Annotated in this window: 14 protein-coding genes and 2 pseudogenes; 2 read left to right on the forward strand and 14 right to left on the reverse strand. The window is 60.6% G+C overall.

The genetic code is table 11. From position 1 onward, the window contains the following. Positions 1-45: 45 nt before the first annotated feature. Together FAZ95_RS40930 and FAZ95_RS34860 are read right to left on the reverse strand one after the other, a co-directional pair. Positions 46-189: pseudogene (locus tag FAZ95_RS40930) on the reverse strand (DUF1275 domain-containing protein); the annotation flags it as partial. A 287-nt stretch (positions 190-476) separates the two neighbouring features. Further along, a complete protein-coding gene (locus FAZ95_RS34860; protein ID WP_137336928.1) occupies positions 477-746 on the reverse strand; it encodes a hypothetical protein in 270 nt (89 codons plus the stop codon). 250 nt (positions 747-996) lie between these two features. Between FAZ95_RS34860 and FAZ95_RS34865 the strand changes: the two genes are divergently transcribed. Continuing rightward, a complete protein-coding gene (locus tag FAZ95_RS34865; protein ID WP_137336929.1) occupies positions 997-1,578 on the forward strand; it encodes a GNAT family N-acetyltransferase in 582 nt (193 codons plus the stop codon). Here the strand turns inward: FAZ95_RS34865 and FAZ95_RS40310 are convergent. Beyond that, positions 1,535-1,684 (reverse strand): annotated as a pseudogene (locus FAZ95_RS40310) (short-chain dehydrogenase/reductase); the annotation flags it as partial. The gene FAZ95_RS34865 and the pseudogene FAZ95_RS40310 sit on opposite strands and share 44 nt — an antisense overlap. Before the next feature lie 344 nt (positions 1,685-2,028). Here FAZ95_RS40310 and FAZ95_RS34875 point away from each other — a divergent pair. Continuing rightward, positions 2,029-2,775 carry a glucose 1-dehydrogenase gene (locus FAZ95_RS34875; protein WP_137336930.1) on the forward strand — a complete coding sequence of 249 codons (747 nt, stop codon included), beginning with the start codon at positions 2,029-2,031 and terminating at the stop codon, positions 2,773-2,775. An 88-nt stretch (positions 2,776-2,863) separates the two neighbouring features. Here the strand turns inward: FAZ95_RS34875 and FAZ95_RS34880 are convergent, their stop codons facing one another. From FAZ95_RS34880 to FAZ95_RS34930, 11 genes are all read right to left on the reverse strand, one after another. After that, a complete protein-coding gene (locus tag FAZ95_RS34880; RefSeq protein ID WP_137336931.1) occupies positions 2,864-3,412 on the reverse strand; it encodes a carboxymuconolactone decarboxylase family protein in 549 nt (182 codons plus the stop codon). A gap of 465 nt (positions 3,413-3,877) precedes the next feature. Then, positions 3,878-5,791, reverse strand: a complete 1,914-nt coding sequence (locus FAZ95_RS40595; RefSeq protein ID WP_137336932.1) for a methyl-accepting chemotaxis protein — start codon at positions 5,789-5,791, stop codon at positions 3,878-3,880. 23 nt (positions 5,792-5,814) lie between these two features. After that, positions 5,815-7,452: an NADP-dependent glyceraldehyde-3-phosphate dehydrogenase gene (locus tag FAZ95_RS34890; RefSeq protein ID WP_137336933.1), complete on the reverse strand. Its 1,638-nt coding sequence runs from the start codon at positions 7,450-7,452 to the stop codon at positions 5,815-5,817. 111 nt (positions 7,453-7,563) lie between these two features. Then, positions 7,564-8,334 (reverse strand): triose-phosphate isomerase, encoded by a 771-nt coding sequence (gene tpiA, locus FAZ95_RS34895; RefSeq protein ID WP_137336934.1) that lies wholly within the window; start codon positions 8,332-8,334, stop codon positions 7,564-7,566. Between the two features lie 145 nt (positions 8,335-8,479). Beyond that, complete coding sequence (locus FAZ95_RS34900; RefSeq protein ID WP_137336935.1) at positions 8,480-10,195, reverse strand: dihydroxyacetone kinase family protein; 1,716 nt, start codon at positions 10,193-10,195, stop codon at positions 8,480-8,482. A 54-nt stretch (positions 10,196-10,249) separates the two neighbouring features. Further along, entirely contained in the window at positions 10,250-10,579 is a 330-nt protein-coding gene (locus FAZ95_RS34905; RefSeq protein ID WP_137336936.1) for a PTS sugar transporter subunit IIB, read from the reverse strand. 80 nt (positions 10,580-10,659) lie between these two features. Beyond that, positions 10,660-11,382 carry an MIP/aquaporin family protein gene (locus FAZ95_RS34910; protein ID WP_137336937.1) on the reverse strand — a complete coding sequence of 241 codons (723 nt, stop codon included), beginning with the start codon at positions 11,380-11,382 and terminating at the stop codon, positions 10,660-10,662. Between the two features lie 16 nt (positions 11,383-11,398). Beyond that, positions 11,399-12,391, reverse strand: coding sequence for a dihydroxyacetone kinase subunit DhaK (gene dhaK, locus FAZ95_RS34915; RefSeq protein WP_137336938.1), 993 nt, complete (start codon positions 12,389-12,391; stop codon positions 11,399-11,401). Next, complete coding sequence (locus tag FAZ95_RS34920; protein ID WP_137336939.1) at positions 12,388-12,837, reverse strand: hypothetical protein; 450 nt, start codon at positions 12,835-12,837, stop codon at positions 12,388-12,390. Before FAZ95_RS34920 ends, dhaK begins: the two co-directional genes overlap by 4 nt. Beyond that, positions 12,834-14,504, reverse strand: a complete 1,671-nt coding sequence (ptsP, locus tag FAZ95_RS34925; RefSeq protein WP_137336940.1) for a phosphoenolpyruvate--protein phosphotransferase — start codon at positions 14,502-14,504, stop codon at positions 12,834-12,836. The genes FAZ95_RS34920 and ptsP overlap by 4 nt, the downstream gene beginning before the upstream one ends. Beyond that, positions 14,497-14,814 (reverse strand): HPr family phosphocarrier protein, encoded by a 318-nt coding sequence (locus tag FAZ95_RS34930; RefSeq protein ID WP_137336941.1) that lies wholly within the window; start codon positions 14,812-14,814, stop codon positions 14,497-14,499. The genes ptsP and FAZ95_RS34930 overlap by 8 nt, the downstream gene beginning before the upstream one ends. Between the last annotated feature and the right edge of the window lie 6 nt (positions 14,815-14,820).

Below are 14,820 nucleotides of genomic sequence, written 5' to 3' on the forward strand. Positions count from 1 at the left end.
CGGCTAGCGGCGATAAGCCAGCATATCGTCGACGATGGGGACGACGAGCGACCGCCCCAGGCGGCGATTCGTGACGTCGGTACGCTCGGCCTTCGTGAAACCGCGAAGATAATTGATGGGCATGCTGATTACCTTCGGGATCGGCGACGTAACCCAGTAACGATGTGTGGAAGTTGACGATCCTAACATGACGAAGCCGACCGTTTCTGATCCACGCCGGCATGGTCCCCGGCGCTCGGGCGATACGCCATCTGCATTGCCGCGCCGACGGCGCGCGCAGCGTCAAGGCTGGACCTTTAGGCCGCACGGGTATTGCGTTTTAGGGAAGGCGCGGTGTTGTGACGATGCAATGTTGACCGATATTGATTAGGAATCCTTTATTACAAGAAGACCGAGGCATAGACATCGAGCCTCGATCTTCAGGGCAGCGCTCGCGCTCCCCGGCCGGGCCGACAACGGCGGGGAAACGTTGGGGCTCAATGCGCACCAAAGTAGATCGGTTTCATGCCGTCATCGGGGTCGGGGCGAATCGACGAACGGATCGCATGTCCCATCGAGTGAATCGAATGATCCAGTGCTTGAATCGGATGATGTGACCCCGACGCCGACGTGTCATCGGCCACACCACCGTAGGCTGATACAGCGGCGTTGTTGTTCGCGGGGACGCTGGCGTCCGACTGAGCAAATGAAACGGCCGGGACGCTGAGTACCGCGGCAACGGCAATGGCTTGAATGAGCGATTTCATGGTGAACCTCCAGTCTTGGCTTCGCTGCGAACGGCTGTCCGTAGCAGGTGATACCAAGTCTAGGGAATCGACCGCTCTTAATTAAGCATCCTGCTCACAAAGGTGAATTTCTATTTTAGGTGTTAACCCTAGCGGGTTCTGATCCCAATCTGAGGCCGTTCGGCCGGCAGACAGCCGGCAGGAATGGGAACGTCTGCGTATCATCCTGCCGATCATTCCAACGTCCTCAATGCCAAACCCGACACGCGCCATGTCCTTGCCGACCCCGACACTGCACACCGCCCGCCTGCTATTGCGCCCTTTCACGGAAGCCGATACGGACGCCATCTTCGCGCTGCAGAGCAGCCCACGCGTGTTGCGATATTGGGACGCGCCGCCCTGGAAGACGCGCGCGCAAGCCGAGCGCTTTATCTCCGTTTGCGGGCAGATCGAGCAGGAAGGCACCGGCGCGCGGCTCGCCATCGAGCGTGCCGCCGACGGCATGTTCATCGGCTGGTGCTGCTTGATCAAATGGGACCTGGGCTATCGAAGCGCGAAGATGGGCTACTGCCTCGATGACGCGGCATGGGGCCAAGGTTTCGCCACCGAAGCGGCAGGCGCTTTGTTGCAGTGGGCCTTCGACACGCTGGACCTGAACCGCGTTCAGGCCGAGACCGACACGCGCAACACGGCATCGAGCCGCGTGCTGGAGAAGCTCCGGTTTGTCCGCGAAGGCACGCTGCGCGAAGACTGCATCGTGAATGGCGAGGTGTCGGATTCGTGGGTATATGGGCTTCTCAGGCGGGAATGGAAGCCGTTAAAAGATGCGCGAGCGGACGATCCGCAGCAATAGCGGCGAGCATCGCGCGCGCGGCTTTCTTGGGATCTCCCAATTGTTTGCCGCTTTTGTCCTCACGCGCTTTGCGGATGGGGGCGAAGAGTTCGTCGTAATCCGAAATCGGATTGGAGAGTGAATACTAGTCTGACGAACTGGGCCAAGTAAGGCGAAATTCACTGATTTTCTTGCCTAAAACTATGAGCACGAAGCGCACCTTTACGCGGCATCCGAATCTATCCCCTCGAAGTCAGAAACGCATGGTCGCCTTGAAATGAGCGACCGTCCCGAACCTCCTCTGCTGGCCGGAGCTGGAAGTTACCCAGCGGCCATTGTTCGTCTAATGCGGCAGGTCCATTCGGCTGGCGACACTTTTTCGTCGAGCGCGCCACAACTACATTGAGAGTTCGTCGCGGGTGTTCACCTGGATTCGATACCCCCGTTGGTAAAACCATTTGCGAGGAATTCATGGCTAAGCTTGAAGGGAAAGTCGCGCTCGTCACGGGTGCATCTAAAGGTATTGGCGCGGCAATCGCCAAAGCGCTTGCCGCGCAGGGCGCTGCGGTGGTCGTCACGTACGCAAGCAGCCAATCCGGCGCGGAAGCGGTGGTCGAGGCGATCAAGGAGGCAGGCGGCAAGGCTGTGACAGCGGGCGGAGATGTGTCGAACGCGGCAGATGCCGCAAGACTCGTGCAGGCCGCGATCGATCAATTCGGTCGTCTGGATATCGTGGTCAATAATTCGGGCGTCTACCAATTCGGGACGATCGAAGAGATCACGGAACAGCAGTTCCATCATCAGTTCAACATCAACGTTCTTGGCCTGCTGCTGGTGACACAAGCAGCAGTCAAGCACCTCGGCGAAGGCGCGAGCATCATCAACATCAGTTCTGGTGCAACGCGAATTACGCCGCCTGCTACTGCGATCTACTCGGGCACGAAAGGCGCCGTCGATGCGATTACCGGCGTACTCGCGCTTGAGCTGGGGCCGCGCAAGATCCGTGTCAACGCGATTAATCCGGGATATGTCGAGACTGAGGGCACGCATAGCGCCGGCGTAGCGGGCTCGGACTTGGAGGCGAGCTTCATCGCGAGAACACCGCTCGGCCGCGCCGGCCAGCCGGAGGACATCGGTGACATCGCCGTATTCCTCGCGTCGGACGACGCGCGCTGGTTGACCGGTGAGCATCTGCTTGCCTCGGGCGGCATGCGCTAACCCCTCGTTGGCCGGCGCCAAATCCAGCAGGCGCCGGCGACGCGGGTGGAACATTTCACGTTGGGCGTACGGATTCAAACCCGCCGCCTTATGCCTGCCAAGCGTACGCTTTGAAAAGTTCTTCGAGCGGCGGGTTTGCGACGCTGCCCGCATAGTTCGTCATGGTCGATGCGGCGACGACCAGGATGACTTCGAGCACCAGCGCCTGGTCGAAACCTGCCGCCGTGAACGAAGCCACATCTTGATCGTCGAGACGACCACGCTTGTCGATCAGCGTGCGCGCGAGGTGCGAAAGCGCGGCAAGCTTGGGGTCCTGCGGCAAGCGACGCGCGCGGATTGCCTGAACGTCCGCCTCGCTGAGACCTTCCTTGAGCGCAAGGAAGGAGTGGAAGGCGACCGGCCAGGTGCTGCCGTTGGTGACGGCGTTCGTCAGCAGCAAGGTCTGGATCTGTGCCTCCGTAAAGCTGCCGCCGTGAACTTGCTGGAATACACCGACCAGGCCGTTGATCAGCTTGGGCGAGCCGGCCATCGCGCCGGCGATGTTGGGGAGCATGCCGAATGCCTCGGCGAGTCCTTTAAGTGCAGGCTTGGAATCGTCCGGTGCGGATTCGAGCGTATGAACGGGAAAGTTAGCCATGATTCTTCCTCAAGAGTAAAAGCGTGCGTCAGGGAGTGATCACACGACAACGGAAGAATAGTGACGTGCCGTAACCCAGCCAATTACATCGCAGGTAATAGAATCACCACGGGATCGCTTCGTTTTCCCAGCGCGTGAACGTTCCTGTAGGACTGACCGGGCAGCTTTTTCGTATTCGATATGGCCGCGTTTTGGATCAGCACATCGTCTCGGGGACAGCAAATCGGCCATAGCCGACGTTCAGGTATCGGTATCGCTGAGGCGGCTACGCGTCAATTTCCCGACACTCGCACCTCGGACGTGGTGAGCGACCGGTCCCGCTGAAACCGGATACGTGCATACAACCCTAAACGGTCGCTGAGTCCCTCGTGACCACAGCGTCCGCTTCTTCCACACAAGAGACCTTCGCAGCGAAGGATGCCCTACGACCGAAGCCCGGACCGAATCGTCTTGTACCGCTGATCACTACGCCTTGAACCCGCTCACCTCCGCGGACAAGGTGACGGCATAGTCCTGCAATGACTGGGCGGAAGCGGCTACCTGCTCTACGAGCGTGGCATTCTGCTGGGTAACCGTATCGAGCTGGGTGACCGCTTTGCTGACCTGCTCGATCCCCCTGCTCTGCTCCTTACTGGCCTCCATCACCTCCGTCATGATGGTCGCCGCACCTGTCGTCGACTGGATTATTTCTCCCATTGCCTCGCCGGCTTGCTGGACCAGCGCATTGCCCGCCTGCACATTGTTCGCCGCGTTTGAGATCAACGCCTTGATCTCCTTGGCTGACGCCGCCGCGCGCTGCGCCAAACTGCGCACCTCAGCCGCCACGACCGCAAAGCCTCGACCCTGCTCACCTGCACGAGCAGCTTCCACTGCGGCGTTGAGCGCCAGAATGTTTGTCTGAAAGGCGATGCCGTCGATCGTGCCTGTAATTGCTACGACCTTTCGCGAGGACTGATCGATGGAGTCCATGGTCGATACGAACTGCGCGATCACTTCTCCACCCCGTTCGGCAGCACGAAACGCTTCCGTCGCAAGCCTGTGAGCGCCGTCCGCGCTTTCCGCATTTTGTTTGACAGTCGCCGTCAACTCTTCCATGAAGGCCGCGGTTTCCTGCAGGGAAGCAGCCTGCGCTCCCGTCCGAGCCGAAAGGTCACGGTTACCCGTCGCAATCTCGTGTGAGGCTGATTGGAGCTGGGCCGCGTTCGTTGCGACGTTGCGCACCAGTCCCTGCAGCCTTTCGATGAACACATTGAAACTGCGCGCGACTGCTGCGAATTCCTGTCCCCCTGTTTCTTCAAGCCGCCTTGTGAGGTCGGCCTCTCCTGACGCAAGCTCATCGATGTTGGATTTGAGCTCGTTCACCCGGTGCATGAGCATTCGTATGCCCAAAACCATGAGAGCCAGAAGCGCGATGCTCATCGGGATCTGCACAAACGCGAGACGACTAACAATGCGGTCGCTGTTTACCGTAAGCGTCGAATCAGGCAGGCTGGCGGCAATAATCCACGGACTGTGAGGAATCGCGGTCATGAACAGGGTGCGCTTCTCTCCGTCTACGTCGTATGCAGTCCGAGCCTGCATCGTTTGTCCGTCACGCGACAGCGCGCGTTGAATCTCAACTACCATCGGCGCGATCGGGGCGAGATCGCTGAGACGCTTGAGTACGAGATCGCCCCGGATCTTGCTGCTGTTGCTGACAATCGTGCCGTCCGCCTCGAGGATCAGGATCTGTGCGCCGATTCGGCGTTCCATATCGGCCACCAACTGGTTAAAAAATTCTAGCGAAACGTTGATGGTTGACACGCCGTAAAGCTCATTTCCTTTGTAAATACCCATCGCGCATGCAGTCCGCGGCTGTGGGCTCGCATCATCACGGAACGCCTTGGACCAGCCGCATGTGCCCTTCAGCGCCGCGGTGCCGTTTTCATACCATGCCTGCTCCCAATACTTCAACGAGTCAGCCTGATTCCAATACGTATTTGCCTCCAGTTTTCCAGTCGACGCATTTCGGACGAAGAAACTGCTGAATCGGTCACGGCCCGCTTCCCGCTTGTTAGGCAGAGGCCAAATGCCTCCGCCTGCCACGTTTGTGTCGCCGTACTGGTCGATCAGTCCCGGCAGTACCTGATCGATCTGGTCGCTGCCCAGCAGCGCAACTGTCTGTGTGATAGCGCGTTGCTGCGCCTCCACCCTTCTTAGCTGATCACTGATGGCAATTGAAATCTGGCCAACCTGGTTTTGGACCAGTTTGCTCTCCAGCGTTGCCAGATCTGGCTCGACGAAGAACCGGATCATTAAAAAAGTAGCCAAGGCAATCACCAAGAGCGCCGCACATCCCGCCACCGTAAACCGGGACCCGACAGACGACAGAGATTTCATGCTTCCCTCTTAGGCTGCGCAGGTCAAAGGATGAAGCCTGTGTTAATGAAGGTTGACCGACGATCTTGCACAATCGCATTTAGGAGTTCTTTGTTCTCCATCGTCTGCTTGGCTGCTACCATCGACCGGATTGAAAATGCTCGAAGCGCGTCGGCAACTGACAGGGTCCCCTCCGCCGAGTCCTTGCGACCAGCAAAAGGGAACACGTCAGGCCCGCGCTGACACTGACTATTAAGATTGACACGGCAGACCTGATTCACCAGTGGGTCAACCAGCGCACCGATTGTCGCGGGGTCGCTACCGAATATGCTCACCTGTTGGCCGTGATCGGAGGTAATGACGTATTCGAGTGCTTCTTCTATGTCGTCGTACGCCATAACGGGCACAAGCGGGCCGAACTGCTCTTCACGATACAGCTTCATGCCCGCGGAAACGGGATAAATCACCGCGGGCTTGTACAGCGTGGCACTGAAAGCACCACCACCGTCATTCACAATTCGCGCACCTTTCGCAACCGCATCTTCAATTGCCTCCTTCATGTAGGCCGTTCGATGAAGCCCGGGCAACGGAGTGATCTTGACGTTCTTCTCCCAAGGCATCCCGATTTTCAGGTTATCCAAAGCCTCACAGAAACGCGACAGGAATCGGTCGACGAGTGACCGGTGAACAATGAGCATCTTCAGGGCAGTACAACGCTGCCCGTTAAATGAAAGCGCGCCCGCCAGACATTCCGTCACAGTCAGGTCGAGATCTGCATCAGGCAGCACGATCGCGGCGTTCTTGGCATCCAATCCCAGAATCGCTCGCAGCCGATGGGATTTTGGGTGCCGTTTTTTCAGTTGATCTGCGACCTTGCTAGACCCAATCAGCGCCAGGACATTCACTTTCCCGCTGGCAAGCATGCGCGGGACGACCAGTGCGCCAGGCGCATAGATAATGTTAACCACGCCGGGCGGAAACGCTTCATGAAAGGCCGCGAGCAACGGCTCGAAAAGCAGCGCACCGTACTGTGGTGGTTTCAGCACCACAGTATTGCCCATCAGCAGCGCGGGGATCAACGTCGCGAAGGTTTCGTTCAGGGGGTAGTTGTACGGCCCCATACACAGGACGACGCCCAATGGCGTGCGTCGGATCTGCCCGATCGTCGCTTCCGCGACTTCAAAGCGTGAAGACCGGTTATCCAGGTCCTTCAGCGCATCGATGGTCTGACGGATGTAGTCGATTGTTCGATCGAATTCCTTGGCAGAATCATCGGCCGATTTTCCAATTTCCCACAGCAAGGTTTTGACGACTTTCGACTTGACGGCAATCATTTGCCGCACAAATACTTCCATGCAATTGATGCGGCCTTCGACAGTCATCACTGGCCACGTACCTCGGCCGCTGTCATATGCCGCTACCGCCGCGTCGAGCGCCGCATCGCTTTCCGGCTCCCCCATCCTTGGGACGCTGCCGATCTCCAGTTGACGAAGATCCGCCGATACCGGGTCGCGGATACACACAGGAGAAAGAACCAAATCGTTCGGACCCTCCCATTTCCGCAACGCTCCGCCAACCAGCCAAACACGCTGGTCGACGCGGCTGTCGAGACGATGCTCCGCCGGCACTTCGTCTGCTTTAGGGAAACATAGAGAAAGTTCGTTATCCTTATTTACTATCATTGCAAATTATCTCGCGTAAAGGATCTCGGCAACCTATTCTGCTCACAGGTCCTGGCGTTTCAAGAGAAGCGGATAGTCTCGTCGCCAAATACGGGCGGATGCTAAATACGGCTATGCAATTGCGTAGTTCGCCGCCATACGGACAATGTCGAGAAACTGTCCCGCCTCAAGAGAAGCGCCACCGACCAAGGCTCCGTCGATGTCGTTCTGCGCGAACAGATCTGCGGCAGCGGCAGGCTTCACGCTTCCACCGTAGAGGATCGTTGTATCAGCAAGCGATTCTGATCGCGTTCGCAACAGCCTTCGAATGAACTCATGCATTTCCTGCGCCTGCTGGGGGCTTGCGCTGCGACCGGTTCCGATTGCCCAGACCGGCTCGTAAGCGAGTACGAGGCTGTGCATCTGATCGGCCGGAAGTGAGTCAAGCACGGCAAGAAGCTGTGTTTCTACGGTTTCCCTGGCCGCTCCGTCCTCTCGCTCCCGAAGCGTCTCTCCAACACAGACGACTGGCGTGATACTCGCCTGGATGGCTCGAAGTGCCTTCACTCCCACTGTCGTCAGTGCCTCGCCGTGATACAACCGACGTTCAGAATGCCCGACGATTGCATACGTAGTACCGAACTCTGCAGCCATGTCTGCAGAGATTTCACCGGTGTAAGCGCCTTCGCGAAATGCGGAGATGTCCTGTACACCCCATCTCAGTGCGGAGCCTGTCAAAATCCTTTGCGTCTCGGGTACATGGAGGAACGGAACGCACACTGCTGCCGCGCCGATCTTCAACTCCGTAATCGTCGAATCGTCCTTGATTTCGCGCAGCAACCGGGCGTTAGACGCAATCGTTCCGTTCATTTTCCAGTTACCGATCACCAGCTTCCTTGGCATTGCTCTCTCCGTTGTCGCAGCCGCTCCGCTCGAAAACAGACTGCAGCCGAGTCGTCGAAGGGGACGAGCCGGCGAAGATGAATCGCAACGAGCGGCGCAAGGGAGCGTAAATCGTGCCGATGCGCCGCTTCACCACAATGGCTCACTAACGTGCGGCAATGTACGGCTGTAAGGCCTTCAGCCAGCACACGACTGCGACAGCTCCCCCATCAGGAGAGCCGATCGCACGCGCGCCCAGATAGCTTGCCCGTCCCGCGCGTGGCGTCATATGTGCCGTATCTTCCGCGCCGGACTCCGCGGCTTCCACTGCAGCCGCCCACGCTTTCGCGACATCCTGGCCGGATCTCAGTCCACTCTCGAAAGCGGCGACCGCAGGTACCAATGCGTCGAGCATTGTGCGATCCCCAGGCTTCGCGCCCCCCAATTCGCCGATAGCGTCAGCCGCACCGGCCATCGCTGCGGCCCAATCCGATGCAGCCGGGTTCGGATGATCCGCCAGCTTCCGGGCGGCCCGAAGCAGTGCAGTGGCATAGAACGGCCCCGAACTGCCTGCTATCGCCCTGCGCAATGCCATGCCGAGGGCGGCAAGCGCCCTGTCGGGGGTGACAAGAGCGGTGGAAGGAACTGCAAGGATCGCCTCCGCGGCGCGCCTCATGCTGGCTCCAAGGTCACCATCACCGGCCTTCGAATCGAGTTCTGTCAGGATGGCTTCCTTGTCGATCAGCGCGTGTGCGACCGCTTGCAATGCGGGCCCGAGCCTGTCGGACCATCCGTGGCCGTCATCGTCCGAGGGGCTCGTCTCCAGATCAGGTCCCGTGACCGTGATCGCGGGCACGATACGGATATGGTGATTGACAGTCCCAACGCCGGGCCATGCGCGAGCTTCGGTTTCGGCATCCAGCAATGCCAGCATTTCATCATCCACGCGTAGGATGGAAATGGAGCAGCCAGGCATATCAAGAGCCGACAGAAATGTGCCTGCCCATGCCCGGTCAACCGTCACGTTCCGGCGATTCAGGCTCGCAAATGCATCCCGCAGAACGATCGCCAATTCCATCTCCGGAGTAGCGCCCAGCCCGTTCACCAGCAGCACAACACGTTCGCCGCTTTTTAACGCCAAATCTTCGATGATGTTGACGAGCAGCGTTTCTGTCAGTTCGCTGGCTTGCATCGGGGCGGTACGCTCGACGCCCTTCTCGCCATGAATGCCCAGACCCAGTTCGATCTCGTCGTCCGCGAGGTGGAAGCCAGCCTTTTTTGCGCCAGGTAAAGTACATCCGTCGAGCGCAACGCCCATAGTCCCAAGGTTGGCGGCCGCCTTCCGCGCAATTGCGGCCACCTGATCCAAGGACTGCCGCCGCGCCGCAGCAGCACCCGCAATCTTGTGTACCAGTACGGTACCTGCGATACCGCGACGCTGATGGTGCTCTATTCGACCGCGTAGCGACACGTCGTCTGCTACCGTCACAACTTCCACAGGGATCCCCTCGGATCTTGCCAACTCGGCCGCGAGACCGAAGTTGAGACGGTCGCCCGTGTAGTTCTTCACAATAAGCAACGCACCTCGCTCTCCGGCCGTCGCGTGAATCGCTGCAAGCACAGCGTCGGTAGACGGAGAGGTGAAAACCTCGCCGCACACGGCTGCACTGAGCATACCTGCGCCTACATATCCGCCGTGCGCGGGTTCATGGCCGCTGCCGCCGCCGGAGATGATTGCGACGGGGCGCTCCGACGGCTCGGGAAGCGCATGACGAATCAGAATGTTTTCGCCACCCAGGATGGCGACATGCGGCGCTTGCCGGGCAAGCCCCTCAAGCATTTCGCGGACAACATTCGACGGATCATTGACGAGTTTTTTCATGGCAGTCTACTGAGACGGTTACAAGGCTATCGGTGCAGATGGCGGAATGTTCATTCATGCAGCGTTGACCAACGAGGCGGGGGCCTCTGCATTGGCTGCTGCCAGCACTGCGCGCGCGTCCTGCACCGCTTGTCCGAACGACAACGTGACGATGCGCTTCCCGTTGAATCGCGCATCGTCGATCGCCCGATCGGCCACGACGAGAATGGCCGGGCTCGCGTCGATCTCCTCGCGGGTCAGGGTGTTGTGAACGCCGAGCGCGCTGTGTATTTCGATGCGCAGGCGCCGGCCGATCGACGCCGCAGCCTCGATCAGGCCCTCCGTTGCAAAGAACGCGGGCATCACGCGGTCCGGATACGAAACGAGAATCGCAAGCGCGTGCATATGCGTTTCCATTTGAGGTAGGGAGCGAGGCCGTTCATTGCATGCATCTCCCGTGCAACGAACGGCCCGAGCCCGTTCGATCAGATCATCCCGGCCAGTCTGGCTGCGGCAATCGCACCGATCCCTCCGAGGATCGGCCCGACGATGGGCACCCAGGCGTACGACCAGTCAGACGGCCCCTTGCCGGCAATCGGCAAGATCGAGTGTGCGATGCGTGCGCCGAAATCGCGGGCGGGATTGATCGCGAATCCGGTCGGGCCGCCAAGCGACAGCCCGATGCCGTACACGATCAGCGCCACGATCAGCGGGCCAAGCACCCCGGTCGTCCCGACTGCCTTGTTGAAAATCGCCACTACCAGAAAGACCAGGACGAAGGTGCCGATGAGTTCCGTCAGCATGTTGGCGAACGGCGCGCGGATGGCGGGGCCGGTCGAAAAACAGGCCAGCTTGATTCCGGCGTCTTCCGTGTTTTTCCAATGCGAGAGATACGTCAGCCAGACCAGCACCGCGCCTAGAAAAGCGCCGAGGAGCTGCCCCGCCAAATACGGCAGCACCTCATTGCCGGGGAAATGACCCAACGCGTAGAACGCGAGCGTTACCGCCGGATTGAGGTGGCCTTGACTGCCAAGCGCCACCGCCGTCACCACTCCCGCCAATACCGCGAAGGCCCAGCCGGTTGCGATGACGATCCAGCCGGAGTTCTGCCCCTTCGATTTGGACAACAGAACATTCGACACGACGCCGTTTCCCATCAGCACAAGGATAGCAGTGCCAATTAATTCACCAACGAATCCGTTTTCCATTTTCTCCTCCATTCCGTTAGACGCGACCCCAGTGGAGCGCGCCGGTGTGCACAGGGGCGTCCCAGAGGCGGATGAACTCGTCGTCGAGTTCCGTCACCGTGATCGAGCATCCTGCCATTTCCAGCGATGTCACATAGTTGCCCGTGAGGAAGCGGGCCACTTCAATGCCGTGTTCGCGCAGCATGCGCGTGGCGGCATTCACCATCAGATAGAGCTCGATCGACGGCGTGCCGCCGAAGCCATTGACGACGAGCAGGCAGCCGTGACTCCGACGCGGCTCGAGATCCCTGATAATCGAGCCGACCAGTTCGGCGGCGATTGCGTCGGCGGTTTCCAGCTTGACTCGGCGGCGGCCGGGCTCGCCGTGAATGCCGACGCCGAGCTCCATTTCGTCGTCAGCGAGGGTGAATGTCGGCGTGCCCGCTGCCGGGACCGTGCACGAGCTCAACGCCACGCCCATCGAACGCGTGCGGCTGTTCACCGCCTTCGCCAGCGCTTGAAGTTCGTCGATCGTCCGGCTTTCCTCCGCCGCCGCACCGACCAGCTTTTCCACCACGAGCGTGCCCGCCACGCCGCGGCGGCCGGTCGAGTACGTCGATCGCTCGACGGCCACATCGTCGTCCACCACGACGCTGAGCACCTTGCCTTCGGCCATCTCGGCGGCCATTTCGAAGTTCATCACGTCGCCCTCATAGTTCTTCACGATGAGCAGGCAACCCGCGCCGGTATCGACGGCGTTCATGGCTGCCGCGATCTGATCGGGTGTCGGCGACGTGAAAATCTGCCCCGGGCACGCGGCGTCCAGCATGCCCAGGCCAACGAAACCGGCATGCAGCGGCTCATGGCCGGCGCCGCCTCCCGATACGAGGCCGACCTTGCCTGGCTTGAGCGTCTTGCGGCGGACGAATTTTCGCTCGGCACCCAGTGTGACGATGTCGGCGTGGGCGGCAGCAAAGCCGTCGAGCGACTCTGAAAGCACCGTTTCCGGCGCGTTGATCAACTTCTTCATCGTGTCTCCTCCTGCTCTTGGGGTAAAACCAGGGTGTGCGCCATGTGCGCGAGTGTCCGGACGAAATCGGCGACCAAATGGTCGATCTTCAGGTTCAACTCTTCGTCGTCGAGATCGGGCAGCGTCACGCTGATCGTGCGGGTCCGGTGCCCCGTACCCGTGGGCAACTGGCGTCGTGGATGCGCGTGACGATAGAGATCGAGGAACGCATTCTTTTCCGCCGTCGAAAAGTGGCATACGGTGAAGATCGTGCTCAGATGGTCGGCGGGAATCGGTGTCGCGTACGCAGGATTACTGATCTGCGAGACGAACGAGCGATGCTTGCCCAGCGCCTGAGCCAGATGTTGCCGCGTGCCCGAAGGGCGACTGTCCAGAACGCCCGCCAGGATGAGCTTGTATTCGGCCACCAGGTCCCTGCGCCCGGGCGCCTTTGCTTCGTCGTTCATGGTGCGGTCGTAGTCAAATGTTGGTTGAGAGGCCATGGGAGCGGCGGGTCTGAGTCTGACGCGCCGAGGTCGACGTCGGCGATGGCTGCCTTGACCCGGCCCACGCTCGCGACGCCGACGGAGACCGACCTCAGCCCGCAAGCAAGCAGATGCGGCAGCACGGCGGGATCAGCGGCCGCATCGCCACACAAGCTGACACCGATGCCGGCGCTCGCGCCATGGTGAACCACGTGCGCAATCAGGCGCAGCACGCCGGGATTGAGCGGGTCCGCCAGCTCGCCGACCGCGCCGTTGTCGCGTCCTGCCGCCGTCACGTACTGCGTCAGGTCATTCGAGCCGATCGAATAGAAATCCGCGTCGAACACCTCCGGCGCAATCGCCGCGGCTGGCACTTCGATCATCACGCCCAACGGCGGGAGTTTGGCTGCGACGCCAGCTTGCCGCAACGCACGCACCTCGTCATCGAACATCGCGCGCACTGCCTGGAGTTCGGCACGCACCGTCACCATCGGCACCATGACCTTCAGATCGCCATGCACGGCCGCCCGCGCCAGCGCGCGCAGCTGAATGCGAAAGATCTCCGGACGCGCAAGCGACAGACGCACGCCGCGCACGCCGAGAAACGGATTGCTTTCGCCGTCGATGGTCAGCCCGGCGATCGGTTTGTCCCCGCCGGCATCCAGTGTGCGGACGACTACGGGCCGCCCGGCCGCCCAATGAAGCAGGCGGCAATAGGCGCGATACTGAATCTCCTCGGTGGGCAGCGCGGCGCGGTAGTCAAAGAGGAGCTCGGTGCGCACGAGGCCCACGCCGTCGCACGCACCGACATCGAACGTATCGAGCTCTGTCAGGTCGGCGACGTTGATGTTCACCGACACGGTCGTGCCGTCCAACGTGACCGCGGGCCGATGCGCGCGGCGCTCGATCGCGATGCGTTCGGCGGCGTCGTCTTCCTTGCGGACGCGGAACCGTTGCCGGTCTTCTTCGTCTGGCCCGACGATCACGCTGCCGCTCACGGCATCGACGAGAACTTCGTTCGCATCGGCAGGGATTTCGCCGTCAAGCCCAACGATCATCGGCACGCCTTTCGCACGCGCGAGCATCGCGACGTGACTGGTCGCGCTGCCCTCGGTCAGGACGATGGCGCTCGCGCGCGTCCAATCGATCGAGAGAAAGCGCGACGGCGACAGGTCCTTGCCGACGAGCACCGCGTCGGGCGGGAACGTCTCTTCGGGGCCGTCGCCGAGCAGGCAGGCAAGCACCCGATCCCGTAAGTCCATCAGATCCGAGGCTCGCGCCCGAAAGTATTCGCTCGCGGAGGTTGCATAGGTCTCGATTTCGTCATCCAATGCGCCGCGCCATGCATCGTCTGCGGCGAGCCGCCCTTCCCGAATCGCGGCGTATATGGGCTCGCAAAGCTCGTCGTCTTCGATCAACGCGATCTGAAATCCGATGATTTCGGCGCTGCGCTCATCCACGCATTGAACGAGCGCTCGCAGTTGATCGGCCGCGCACGCGATCGCCGCGCGCAAATCGGCGAGCTCCCGTGCGGAATCGGCCCGTGCAACGCGACGCCGGGTAGCGTCGACGCTCGCCGCGAGTCTCGTCTGCGGACCCGCCGCAAACCCGGCGGACGCAGGACGCCCTTTGAGCATAAGGTCAGCCATTGCGGTCTTCCTCGGTCTTGCATAGATCGTCTTCGTCGAAATTGCGCTCGACGAGCGCGACCATCGCGGCGACAGCTTCGCTGGCCCCGTCGCCTTGCGCCCGGAAATACAGCGTGACGCCTGCCTCGGCCTGAAACGCCATCACCTTGACCGGGCTTTTCGCGTTGACCCACGGCCCGTCGGGGGAAGTTGCGATGTCGAGCGACCCGGAGAATGACTTCGCAAGCTGCGTGAGCTTGACGCTCGGCCGGGCGTGCAACCCCGTTGGGTTCAGCAAGTGCGCGCTTCCGATGACAACAGCGTCCGACATGTGTGG

The sequence above is a fragment of the Trinickia violacea genome (assembly GCF_005280735.1).
Classification (GTDB): domain Bacteria; phylum Pseudomonadota; class Gammaproteobacteria; order Burkholderiales; family Burkholderiaceae; genus Trinickia_A; species Trinickia_A violacea.

Coding starts and splice junctions, on each gene's coding strand:
- FAZ95_RS34890 (WP_137336933.1), bottom strand. CDS start 7,452: ATGATAGTAAATAAGGATAACGAACTTTCTCTATGTTTCCCTAAAGCA.
- tpiA (WP_137336934.1), bottom strand. CDS start 8,334: ATGCCAAGGAAGCTGGTGATCGGTAACTGGAAAATGAACGGAACGATT.
- FAZ95_RS40595 (WP_137336932.1), bottom strand. CDS start 5,791: ATGAAATCTCTGTCGTCTGTCGGGTCCCGGTTTACGGTGGCGGGATGT.
- FAZ95_RS34865 (WP_137336929.1), top strand. CDS start 997: ATGTCCTTGCCGACCCCGACACTGCACACCGCCCGCCTGCTATTGCGC.
- FAZ95_RS34860 (WP_137336928.1), bottom strand. CDS start 746: ATGAAATCGCTCATTCAAGCCATTGCCGTTGCCGCGGTACTCAGCGTC.
- FAZ95_RS34875 (WP_137336930.1), top strand. CDS start 2,029: ATGGCTAAGCTTGAAGGGAAAGTCGCGCTCGTCACGGGTGCATCTAAA.
- FAZ95_RS34930 (WP_137336941.1), bottom strand. CDS start 14,814: ATGTCGGACGCTGTTGTCATCGGAAGCGCGCACTTGCTGAACCCAACG.
- FAZ95_RS34920 (WP_137336939.1), bottom strand. CDS start 12,837: ATGAACGACGAAGCAAAGGCGCCCGGGCGCAGGGACCTGGTGGCCGAA.
- ptsP (WP_137336940.1), bottom strand. CDS start 14,504: ATGGCTGACCTTATGCTCAAAGGGCGTCCTGCGTCCGCCGGGTTTGCG.
- FAZ95_RS34910 (WP_137336937.1), bottom strand. CDS start 11,382: ATGGAAAACGGATTCGTTGGTGAATTAATTGGCACTGCTATCCTTGTG.
- dhaK (WP_137336938.1), bottom strand. CDS start 12,391: ATGAAGAAGTTGATCAACGCGCCGGAAACGGTGCTTTCAGAGTCGCTC.
- FAZ95_RS34900 (WP_137336935.1), bottom strand. CDS start 10,195: ATGAAAAAACTCGTCAATGATCCGTCGAATGTTGTCCGCGAAATGCTT.
- FAZ95_RS34880 (WP_137336931.1), bottom strand. CDS start 3,412: ATGGCTAACTTTCCCGTTCATACGCTCGAATCCGCACCGGACGATTCC.
- FAZ95_RS34905 (WP_137336936.1), bottom strand. CDS start 10,579: ATGCACGCGCTTGCGATTCTCGTTTCGTATCCGGACCGCGTGATGCCC.